The organism is Dapis hubbardiae BLCC-M172, assembly GCF_050016015.1.
Classification (GTDB): Bacteria; Cyanobacteriota; Cyanobacteriia; order Cyanobacteriales; family Microcoleaceae; genus Trichodesmium.
Map to the genome: position 1 here is coordinate 44,194 of NZ_JBNHEQ010000091.1, position 11,542 is coordinate 55,735.

General features: G+C 35.3%; 6 protein-coding genes and 1 pseudogene. 3 read left to right on the top strand and 4 right to left on the bottom strand.

Features of this window, described 5'->3' with window-relative positions:
* Positions 1 to 555: 555 nt before the first annotated feature.
* On the bottom strand, positions 556 to 2,313 hold the full coding sequence (locus ACP6PK_RS08930; RefSeq protein WP_426559312.1) for an ABC transporter substrate-binding protein: 1,758 nt from the start codon (positions 2,311 to 2,313) through the stop codon (positions 556 to 558).
* 502 nt (positions 2,314 to 2,815) lie between these two features.
* On the opposite strand from ACP6PK_RS08930, the gene ACP6PK_RS08935 reads away from it, so the two are divergent.
* Positions 2,816 to 3,295 carry a flavin reductase family protein gene (locus ACP6PK_RS08935; protein ID WP_094673060.1) on the top strand — a complete coding sequence of 160 codons (480 nt, stop codon included), beginning with the start codon at positions 2,816 to 2,818 and terminating at the stop codon, positions 3,293 to 3,295.
* Between the two features lie 641 nt (positions 3,296 to 3,936).
* Positions 3,937 to 4,293 (top strand): phenylpyruvate tautomerase MIF-related protein, encoded by a 357-nt coding sequence (locus ACP6PK_RS08940; protein ID WP_426559313.1) that lies wholly within the window; start codon positions 3,937 to 3,939, stop codon positions 4,291 to 4,293.
* Between the two features lie 1,154 nt (positions 4,294 to 5,447).
* Here ACP6PK_RS08940 and ACP6PK_RS08945 read toward each other — a convergent pair.
* Positions 5,448 to 6,518 carry a Gfo/Idh/MocA family protein gene (locus ACP6PK_RS08945; RefSeq protein WP_094673161.1) on the bottom strand — a complete coding sequence of 357 codons (1,071 nt, stop codon included), beginning with the start codon at positions 6,516 to 6,518 and terminating at the stop codon, positions 5,448 to 5,450.
* A gap of 300 nt (positions 6,519 to 6,818) precedes the next feature.
* Positions 6,819 to 8,110 (bottom strand): annotated as a pseudogene (gene iscB, locus ACP6PK_RS08950) (RNA-guided endonuclease IscB).
* 721 nt (positions 8,111 to 8,831) lie between these two features.
* Between iscB and proB the strand changes: the two are divergent.
* On the top strand, positions 8,832 to 9,941 hold the full coding sequence (gene proB / locus ACP6PK_RS08955) for a glutamate 5-kinase (RefSeq protein WP_426559314.1): 1,110 nt from the start codon (positions 8,832 to 8,834) through the stop codon (positions 9,939 to 9,941).
* A gap of 610 nt (positions 9,942 to 10,551) precedes the next feature.
* On the opposite strand, the gene ACP6PK_RS08960 is transcribed toward proB, so the two are convergent.
* The coding region (locus ACP6PK_RS08960) for a helix-turn-helix domain-containing protein (RefSeq protein ID WP_426559315.1) at positions 10,552 to 11,542 on the bottom strand (991 nt) is incomplete at its 5' end.

Here is an 11,542-nt window from a genome sequence, read left to right on the forward strand (position 1 = left end):
AATGGAAATATAAAAGAAGAAAAACAACTGTACTTTAGTAACTAGACTTTAGTAAATTGAGAAACCCTATATATTGAGCGATTATAGGAATTTCCCAAAAAGTCTATTGATTTAATTCCTAAATCAAGTCTTTTAACCAGATTAAAGATTATCAGAATTATCAAAATTAGATTTGATATATTTGAGGATATTTGAGGAATCAATAATTCTTTATTTACCTCGAACGAAGGAGGAATTTATACTTCTTTTGTTTGAGGTCGAAGGTAGGAACCTTTCATGGAACTTCCCGACAAATTAGTAATTCGTATTCAATGGAAATATAAAAGAAGAAAAACAACTGTACTTTAGTAACTAGACTTTAGTAAATTGAGAAACCCTATATATTGAGCGATTATAGGAATTTCCCAAAAAGTCTATTGATTTAATTCCTAAATCAAGTCTTTTAACCAGATTAAAGATTATCAGAATTATCAAAATTAGATTTGATATATTTGAGGATATTTGAGGAATCAATAATTCTTTATTTACCTCGAACGAAGGAGAAACTTTTATTTCCTATTCATTTTCTGGAGAAGCAATAGAATCTTTATCTTCTATATTTTCTTCTGAATTAACTTCCTGCTCTACTACTTCTTTTTCAGAACTGGCAGGAGACGTGACTGCTTCTTTTTTATCCATAGCAGTCGATAATTTTACATCATTAAAAAAAGGTCGATTAAAAACCCCAATCTTAAAACCTTCCAGATCAGAACTACTAACATAATTCCACATCCAACCAGGACTATAAAGTGGTATCATCACAGCATTATCAAGCAAATATTTCTGAACTTCTACAACTTTTTCTTGTCTTTCTTTAGAGTTAGTCGCACTTCGCATTTCTGTTAGTAATGTATCAAGTTCATCACTGTGATAACCTCCCATCCAACCAGGAGAATGCCACAATTTATAAAGAAAATTTGGGTCGTACCAAGACCATCCCATCATATCAATAACACCATTACCTTCTGCTTGGCTATTTTCTTGTTTTATTCTGGCATTAAGACTGCCAATATCCATTGTTTCTAAATTAGCCTTTATACCCACTTCTTCTAGTTGAGTTTGAAAATTTTCTAGAATCTTTTCACGGTTTCCTCCCCTCCAAGTTAGGAGAGTTACTTCTAATGGTTTATCTTCACTATAACCAAGTTCACTTAGTAGAGTTTTTGCCTCTTCCTGGTCTGGTTTAATACTAAACTCCGAACAAAGTTTTTCATCATTAGGAAACATAACATCGACGATAGGACATTCTGAAGGTTTAACTAAACCTGCTAATACTTCCTCTATCGTTTTTTTCACATCTATTCCATAAGCAACTGCTTGTCTTGCCTTTTTATCATTAAAAGGAGGTCTATAAGTAACGAATTCTAAAAATACTATTTGCCCAGTATTTTCAGCAGTATAAAGTTTTAAATTAGAGTCTTTCTTAAGATTAGAAACTTCTGTAATTGGAGGTTCCGTTAAATGAATTTCGCCAGACTTGAGTGCTGCTAAACGAGCTTCTACTTCTGGCATAGTTTTAATTACTAACTTATTAATATAAGGAGTACCAGAATTATCTACTGTTCGCCCATAATTCTTGTAGTCTGGATTAGGTTCGAGTACGAGTTGTTCCCCTTGAGTCCATTCCACAAATTTAAAAGGACCTGTACCTATTGCCCCATCTATGCCAAATTTTTCGTTGTAGGTTTGGATGGCTGAGGGACAAATCATACTTGAGTAGGGGTCGGCTAAGAAGCGAGGAAAGGGACTAAAAGCTTCTGCCATTTTGACCTTAACTGTGAGGTCGTCCACAACTTCTACTGTTTCTATTGGCCCCCAACTATCTTTGGTGCTGTTTTGTGTTTCGGGGTTAATGGCTCTATCAATAGTGAATTTGACAGCTTTTGCATCAAAGGTTGTGCCGTCATGGCATTTGATGTTTTCGTTGAGTTTGAAGGTATATTCTTGGCCGTTGTCGTTAACCGACCATTCTTTAGCTAGGTTGGGTTGAATCTTGCCTTGGTCATCAAATGCAAGAAGTGTGTCGTAAATTTGATCGATTATTTGTCTAGATAAGGGTGATGTTGATTTGTGGGGGTCGAGGGTGTCGGAATCTCTATATCTAGCCCAAACGACGGTACCTGCTTCGGGAGCGGTTACTGTTTCTGAGGTTGTGGTGGTGGTTTTGGTGCTGTTGCAGGCGATCGCTAAGGTGGTAACTATTAATGTTATTGCTATGAAACGCCAATTTTTTTGATGAGTTAATTTTTGGACAAAGTGATTTAGGGAAAACATAGGATATTTATTGTATAGTTATGATTTAGGTAAGTACACTGTATATGTAGAATCAAAACTATAGCGCTATAGTTATATTTATAGTTGACAAATCAAAAATTATTATTATATAAATAGGGTTTACTGAAAAAGTCTTTTGAAGGAGTAGGAGAGTAGAGAGCAGTTAGGAGGAACGAAGAATTATAAAGGAGGTAGTCCGATATTTTGTCCCTTTATTCTTTTGCAATTATTTTGCCCAAAATGCTAACTTTTTCTAGCTCTCAGGAACCTACAACCAGGCACTTTTTTCAACTCCAAAAAGATACTTGCCTTTATTTGTCAATGCTTTAAGATTTAATCAGCAAGCCCTAAATATTTAATTAGTCCGTAAAAATCTTTATTATATCACAAAGCTTACTATCTATTTTTTAGATTTTAGTTAAATGATTAGAGTTGATTTGAATGTATTTACTTTGGTTAAAATAAAAGATGTCAAACTCTTAAATATATAGTAGGTAAAACTTTGCTAGACGAACAGGCAAAAAAAACTATACTGCGTAAAATTCCTCATGGATTATACATCTGTGGTGTTAAAGATGGTGATGAAGTAAATGGCTTTACCGCTAGTTGGGTAATGCAAGCATCTTTTACGCCTCCCCTAATTGTTAACTGTGTGAATAGAGAATCTAAATCCCATGCCATGATTAAAGCTAGTGGAGTTTTTTCTCTTAGTTTCTTAGCAGCAGAGCAAAAAGATTTAGCTCAACAATTTTTCAAACCTCAACGTCGTGTTGGGGATAAATTTGAAGAAGTAGAATTTTATTTAGGAGAAACTGGTTGCCCAATTATTTCCAATACTCTTGGTTATGTAGAATGTAGAGTTATTAGTGCTGTAGAAGAAGGCGACCATACTGTATATGTAGGAGAAGTAATTGCAGCAGGTGTGCATCGTGAGGGAGACCCTCTATTGTTAGAAAGTACAGGCTGGAATTATGGTGGTTAATTACTATTAATAGGAATTTTCGCCCATTGTGAGGTACAAAATTCTAACTTTTAGGGAATAGGGAGAATATCAGAATAAAAACAAATGTACCTCACTAATTTTAGAAACCGTTAGTTATCAGCTATTCCCTAATACAAAATCAAATAAAAAGTGCTTTGAGATAATTAATTTATGGTAAGCATTTCCTGCGGAATGCTGCGCAAACAGCTATTAGCAGTCAGCATTCAGCATAGAATCATACCATTTATCAAAAATCTTGCTATATTTGATTGGCTGGGGGAGTGTGGGAGGTTAGGGGAGAAGTAAACATAATAATAAATAATTAGCTAATTTGTACTTAGATAACTTTTTTATCTCTTAAGGGTAATTTGTCTGCCAAAGGTATTTAGCTGATAGCTGACACCTGAATACTTACAATTTATGAATTCAGTTATACTAGCCTAAAACTTTGTAGAAAAATTGTCGGAAACTGCTATAAATTTAACATTTTACTTCCTGAGCTGCTGAAATTATGCCAATCTTGTAAGTAATAATCTCTGGGTAAAATAGGTATATATATAGACAATTGGTTGGTTTATTTTTATAGCTGAATGCCTACCTTAATCGTTCATTTTGTTCATAGTTAATTATTTAATTTAGTTATGCCACTAATTAAAGTTAAAACCTCTGTTTCCAAACCAGAAAAAGATCAAATTGATACCCTTCTCAAAAATCTTTCATCTGGCATGGCAAAACATTTTAGCAAATCAGAATCCTATGTAATGACAATTTTTGAGTCAGATATTCCCATGACTTTTGGTGGTAATAGTAATGAACCAGTTTGCTATATGGAAATTAAAAGCATTGGTAGTATGAATCCTAACCAAACAAAGACAATAAGCCAAGATTTCTGTCAACAAGTTCATCAAGTTTTGGGTGTACCAAAAAATCGAATTTATATAGAATTTTCTGACGCTAAAGGTTCGATGTGGGGGTGGAATAGTTCTACATTTGGTTAGGTTTTCTTCACCTTTATTGAGGAATTTACATAGGTGCAGTTTGAACTAATAAATTAATGAGATAATTAATCATAATTATTCCAAAAACTGCCCTAATTAAAGATTAAGGCAAAGATTGTGATATGTATAGCAGTCCTGAATGGATAATACCTGATTCAATATTTAGTTATAGTTAGGTTTTGGGTGCATCTCAATTAAGGTTTTAAGTTGAGCAAACCCTAAGTATTTAGCTATACTAATTTTTAATCTTGGTCAGTTAGAAAGTTATAGGTTTTAGGGAACAGAAAACCTAATAATTTAGGTTTTATAGATAGTTATTCGAGCAATGTTTGCTGCATTTTCTTGAACAGGGGAGTACAAAAGTAGGGGAGTATTGGGAGAAGTAAAGACTAAGAATAATTAGATAATTAGGGTTTGCTGAAGGGGAGTAGGGGAGTAATTTTTTTGCTCAACTATGCGCCTAAAATGCGCTCCTTTTTGATTTTTCGGGAACCGTGCAGAAAGAGCTGAAAACTAGGTAATTTTTAAATACCTAAAAAGGCTAAAATCTTTATCTGTAAATGCTTTGAGATTTAATTAGCAGAGCAATAATTAACACACTCTTGGTTAAGAATTATCAAAAATGTCATTCTGCCCGTGTTAATTACTTAATAATTAAAGTTTGACCCAAGTATATGATTTTTTTTTGCAAATTGGTATAAGTTATCAGCCATTAGCTGATAGCCAGATCATATCAAATCCTGTAGTATTGGTGTAATTAGATATCAGAGTGTGGGAAAGATGGGGAGATGGGGAGATATAGAAAGATTTGGGAATAACTTAAAGATGGAAAATTTTTTATACCGAACGCGAAAAGATTTGATATCAAATCTGAATAATAATAATTAAAAACATTTGAATTATTTCTGATAATTATCCTTAAATATTTATACAAATCCTGGCTCTTTTTCCATTTTTCCACTTATAGCGGTTTTCACTTCATGACTACAAAACTTCTTTCTTCTTCCTTCTTCCTTTAAACCGAAATCTCTGTACTCTAAAAAACATGAAAACTGCTATAAAAATCCGCCTAAATATATATAAATAAGGCGGAGTAATTTATCAAAAAAATAATACTTCTATTAAAAAATTCCTAGAGGAATTATGGAAATATTTTAACCTACTTTGAGCATTGAAGTATTCAACAAATTATATTCTGAATCTGCTGGATGCCAAGCTAAACCATCAAGAGCCATTTTCTCAATCAAACTAGCTAAACGCAATGCCTTAAGAGCTTGTTCTCCTCCAACCGAAGGTTCATTTCCTCCACCCACACAATTGACAAAATGTTCTAACTCTGCATGAAGAGGTTCAATATTGCTAGTATAAACCTTTTCAATTAAACCATCCTGACGATAAAGAACCTGACCATAATCTGTCACATAATCTGCTGTTGTTTGACGGTGAATCAGAATTTCATTGTTGAGAAAATCTGCTTCTGTCAAAGAATTTTTACAGTGAGCAACTATCGAACGAAGTTTTTTGTGTGTCACCTTACTGGAAGTTAGAGTAGCTATTATACCATTGGCAAAACCAAGAGTAGCTGTTACATAATCTAAATTTCCAGAACTAGAAGCACTACCCCCACTAGCAGTCAATTTTACTACTGGAGCAGCTACTAACTCTAGTAATAAGTCAATATCATGGATCATCAAGTCCAAAACTACAGACACATCATTAGCTCTATGAGAATAAGGACTCATCCGATGAGCTTCCAAGGCCAATAACTCTTCTGTTTTAAGAACTTTACTGAGTTCTTGAAAAGCAGGATTAAACCTTTCTATATGACCCACCTGTAAAATTCGATTTGTTTCAGCAGCAGTATTAACCAAAAATTCGGCCTCAGCAATACTGGCAGCGATCGGCTTTTCCATTAATACATGGACTCCTGCTTTTAAACAGGTCATTCCTACAGCATAATGTTGAAGAGTAGGCACGGCGATACAGACAGCATCAACATGAGGCAAAAGCTCTTGATAGTCCTCAAAAAAACGAACTCCATACTTGCTGGCAGTATCTAGTCCCCTTTCCACGTTGATGTCTGCTACACCTACTAACTTAGTATCTTTGAGCAAACTTAGGATACGGGTATGATGTTGTCCCATATTACCAACCCCTATTACCCCGACACGCAGTAGTTTTGCTTGACCATTTTTGGTAAAATTTGTTGAATATACTGTTGACATTCTATTTAGCACTCCTAGATTCTCCTCCACCACACCTAATTAGACTAATAGGTTTTTTTGTTCAGTCTTTGCAAATTTATCTTAATTTGCTGGCAGGGGCTAGTGCTATGAAATTCTATTTGAGTTTTGCAATTTTCTAGGAATGTTCTTAACAGGGGAGGATTCAAACCCAATTTTCCGGTGAAATTTGCGAATACTGCTATACAGAAAATCTCATACAATTTGGAATACTATTCAAGCCATTCACTGACACTATACCAAAAGCACCATCTATTCTGTTAAGTTTTAGACAGCATTTTCCTAGACATTTATGGACAAATGTGGACCAAATGTATAGGTATAACCGTCTTTTTTATGTACAAGTTTTAATTTACTCATATTCACACTTTTGGCTTTTTGTCCTGGCACTGTGAAATTAAAACTATTTGATTTTGAGCGAGGATTAACTCTACCTACAACTCCAGTTTCAATATTCAACCCTAAGTCTCCACTATTCCAACCTTTGATTGGTTTGAGTGGGTTATACCTGATGGGATAGCCATATTTATTGACCGCTGCTTTCTGTCTACCACCTTGCCCTTTGCAAATAGCAGCTAAAGCTTGAGTGGTTTTAAAGTCTAACTGATTCACTTCACCTACACAAGCCGCGTCTATGCAGTGCGCTTTGGGTAACTTCTGCTTTCTGCGGTTAAATTTTGTTTGTCCCCCGCGCTTATGTGATTACCCTTAACCCAGTAGTTTTTAATGTATTGAACAATTTCCAGCGACAAGAATTAACCGAGTAGTGCATCTTTTAAAGGTAATTTGGCTTGGGTTTGTATTCGCTTTAATAATTCTGGCTTTCCTGATAAGAATTCCTTAACATCTTGGTTACTCTTAAGTTGATTGCATTTAGTACAGGCAAGAGTTAAGTTAGATACTCGGTCTGAACCTCCTTTTGACTTGGGATGAATATGTTCTATTTCTAGTGGTGTATTTGTTCGGCCACAATAAGCACATTGACGACCCCATTTTTCTAACAAATATTCTTTCAATTCATATCCTGTCAATTCACCCTGTTGATACTCAGTACCAGAAATTTCTGGATTTTGAATCAATTGAGTATCAAAGCGAACCAGTTCCATTGAGATTGATTGAATAGGACAAAACTTAATTAATCGTTTGACCCAAGTCATAGTAGTTTCAACTCTGTGCATGAGAGAAGGTGCTAACCAACCAATAGGCTTCTTTTGATTAGGTAATCCTGGTTTACGGTATCTGAGATTTTTTGTCCTCCTAGCTCTCCTTCTTTGAGAACGCTTTTGCAGTTTTTCGGAAATTAATGAACCTCGGTGTTCAATTAAGAGCATCCAGATCACCTTGTTTCCTTCTAATAGAGCCATCCCTGTAAATTTTGAGCCTGGGTCAATCTTGAGGGTTAAAGTTGTTTTTGCAACTTTTTCCACAGCTTTTTTGAGAATCAAAGTAAACGGAAAGCGTCGCCAGACAGCAGCTCTGCCAGAATTTAACAATCTACGAGCAACAGAAGGTGGGCAAGGTTGTAATGGTTTTTTGTTTGTATCTATGACGAAAACGTAATTAGTATTAGACATTGTGGTGTCTATTCCTTTTCAGTAAAGTGTTCCTCGATCATGTTGGCTAGGCTTGTTCATGCTCTAAACACTATCGGTACAAAACCTACTTCCGATTGGCGTACTTTAACGCTGTCCTTAATTTAGAGCGACCAGCATATATGCTGGAGTTCACATATTGTGGTCGTGACTTAGCCAACGTAGTCAGTTAAGACTTAATCTGCAACCTTTGAGAGACAATTCCTCAAAATGTCTAGGATTGGCTAGGTTTTTCAAAGGTGTCTATTCTGAATCAATTTTTCAAAGTTTTATCATGTTGAGGGAGTTCTTGGGAGCCGAGTGAATCAAAAATTAGTTATCATACTAACTATAAAAATGATTTTAAGAGAGTGTTTGTAAAAAAATCTGGGTAGTCCCGCTTGCGTAATGGTGATAATATATATATTTTTTCCCCACTTCCTATACCTGCCACACTTCCCACACTTCCAATACCATTACTATGCACCACCATTAAAATCTGAAAGTAGCCCTATCCCTATCTAAATATTAGGATAGCAGGGCAATCGCCAAAAATTTTTCACTTCAGAAGGACAATCTTCTAAATTTCTTCCCAGAAAAGCTTACTAACCTTCTTAAATATTTGCTTTACAAATAGTCTCCAATGATAAATATTTCAATTTTACTCAGTTAAAGGCTAATTTTTTGCGCTTAGGATTAGTAGTTGAAAAATTCAATTATTTCTATGAATACAATAGTGATTAAAATAGGTACTTCTAGCCTAACTAATTCAGAAACCGGAAATTTAGCCTTATCCACAATTTCTAGCTTAATTGAAACTATTATCAATCTACGTCAGCAGGGACATCGAGTCGTTTTAGTATCTTCTGGAGCTGTTGGTGTAGGTTGCGATCTTTTAGGACTAACCGAAAAGCCCCGAAATATTTCCATCAAACAAGCAGTAGCAGCAGTTGGTCAAGGACGACTAATGCGAGTTTACGATGACTTGTTCACATCTTTACAGCAGACAATTGCCCAAATCTTACTAACTAGAAGTGACTTATCACGACGTAGTAGTTATGTCAATGCCTACAATACATTTCAACAACTTTTGCGACTGGGTGTAGTCCCAATAGTCAATGAAAATGATACTACTGCTGTTGAAGAGCTAAAATTTGGGGACAATGATACTCTCTCAGCTTTAGTTGCTAGTTTAGTCGAGGCTGACTGGTTATTCATACTAACTGATGTTGATAAATTATACTCAGCCGATCCAAGAAATAATCCAGATGCTTTACCCATTACCTTAGTAGAGCGAATAGAACAACTCCAAGAACTAGAAGTTCAAACTGGCGAGTCTGTTAGTGGACGAGGAACTGGCGGAATGATTACAAAAATTGAGGCTGCTAAAATTGCCACAACTGCTGGAGTCCGAACTGTAATTACTGATGGTAAAATTCCTACTAATATAGAAAAAATCCTCAACGGAGAATCTATTGGCACTCAGTTTGAACCTCAACCACAACAAGTAAATGCCCGCAAACACTGGATTGCCAATGTTTTAGTTCCAGCAGGCAAGCTCTATCTAGACCAAGGTGCAGTTAAGGCCATTTCTGAGTCGGGCAAATCTCTATTAGCTGCTGGTATTACTCAAGTAGAAGGGGAGTTTAATTCATCGGATGCTGTACAACTATGTAATGAAGAAGGTGAGGAAATAGCTAGGGGACTTGTGAACTATAGCAATGCTGAATTGCAAAAAATTCTAGGTTGTCGCTCAGAAAATATACCTGATATTTTGGGCTATGCAGGTGCTGAAACAGTTGTACATAGAGATAATCTTCTAATTACAAATTAAATCTAAATCATGTTTGCTGATTAAACATCAAAGCATTAAAATATAAGAGATTGAGTGTATCAGGAAATATAAAAAGGAGATAGGGAAAAGGGAACAGGTATGGAGGGAATAGGTATGGAGGGAATAGGTCTGAAGAAATACTTGACATATTTTGTTGCTATTAAATCTAGGAATATATGTACTGAATACTTCTCTATCTACCTTATTTCAATCCCTTGAAGCATTACCGCTTTTAGATTTTAGTCACTTCCCGTGCTCTCTTAATAATTATTTGACAAACAGTCTCTAAAGCTTTGAACAATTTTAGGTCGGGAAAAAGTACCAGCTTTTCAGTTGATGGAGCTGAAAAAGTGACCATTTTGAGGTAACGCTCCACAGAAAAATTAAGGGACTATTCTTCTGACTACCTACTTTAGAATTTCCATTCCTCCTAACTCCCGACTCCTAACTCCCGACTCTCGACTCCCGACTCCCGACTCCTAACTCCCGACTCCTACTAAAAGACTTATAGTCATTCTGAATAAGACTCGGACGAGTGTTCCTTTCCTGGAAAGGGTTTCAGGCAAAAAAGTGTTTCATCCTTATTTGAAATGACTATATTCAGCAAGCCCTAAATCATTGTTTCTGGTGGAGCCATATCAGAACCAACAACTAGACTACCTGTAGTAGATTTTAATCCAGGTGTTTGAGTGGTTTCTAAATCTCTATCTGAGTGGGCAACTGAATCAGCTGGTTCTAGTGTATCTGGAATTATATTTGCTCCAGGACTTGGTTGTTGAGATATCCAACTTAGTCCACTTACTGCTCCAGCCATTAAAGCTGTATAACCTAAGTATAAGTAAGCTGGATGTAGATAAAATCCAAAATCCTTATTGGACTTAGACCAAGATGGCATTAACCCTTGAAGTGAATTGGAAATAGGTAATTCTGCCGCTAAAGTTACTCCGTCAAATCCTAAAGCATTGCCAAGACGAAAGATGAATCCCCGAAGATATACATCTTCTGGTAATTTTTCTGTTTCACCTTTCTCTATTGCTTCTAGGTAATGAAGTGGCACGAATGTTTGTTTATGAATTTGTTTCATTGATAAATAACGCATTTTTCGTGCTTTTTGTAGTTTTTTGCCTAGTTCGTGTAGATATGTATTTCTTTCCTGAAGTGCTATAGCTGCTTGTTCTGCTTTTGTTGGCTTTTTATTCCATTTTAGTAGATTATTTTCTGGTTGAAACTTTTCAGAGTAATTGTTGTTATTTTCTGAAAGATTAGTGTCTATATTATCGGAATTTATAGATACGACTATTGATTCATTTGGAGTTTCTGTTTCTATAGCACTGTTTAGGTTTGTACTCATTTTTTCTTGAACCTGATTTGGATTTTTATAGATTAATTTTTCCTGATATTTCTGTTGAGAAAGAGTATTTTTTTCTTGCTCATCTGTATTATCGGAATTTATAGATACGACTATTGATTCATTTGGAGTTTCTGTTTCTATAGCACTGTTTAGGTTTGTACTCATTTTTTCTTGAACCTGATTTGGATTTTTATAGATTAATTGTTCCTGATATTTCTGTTGAGAAAGAGTATTTTTTTCTTGCTCATCT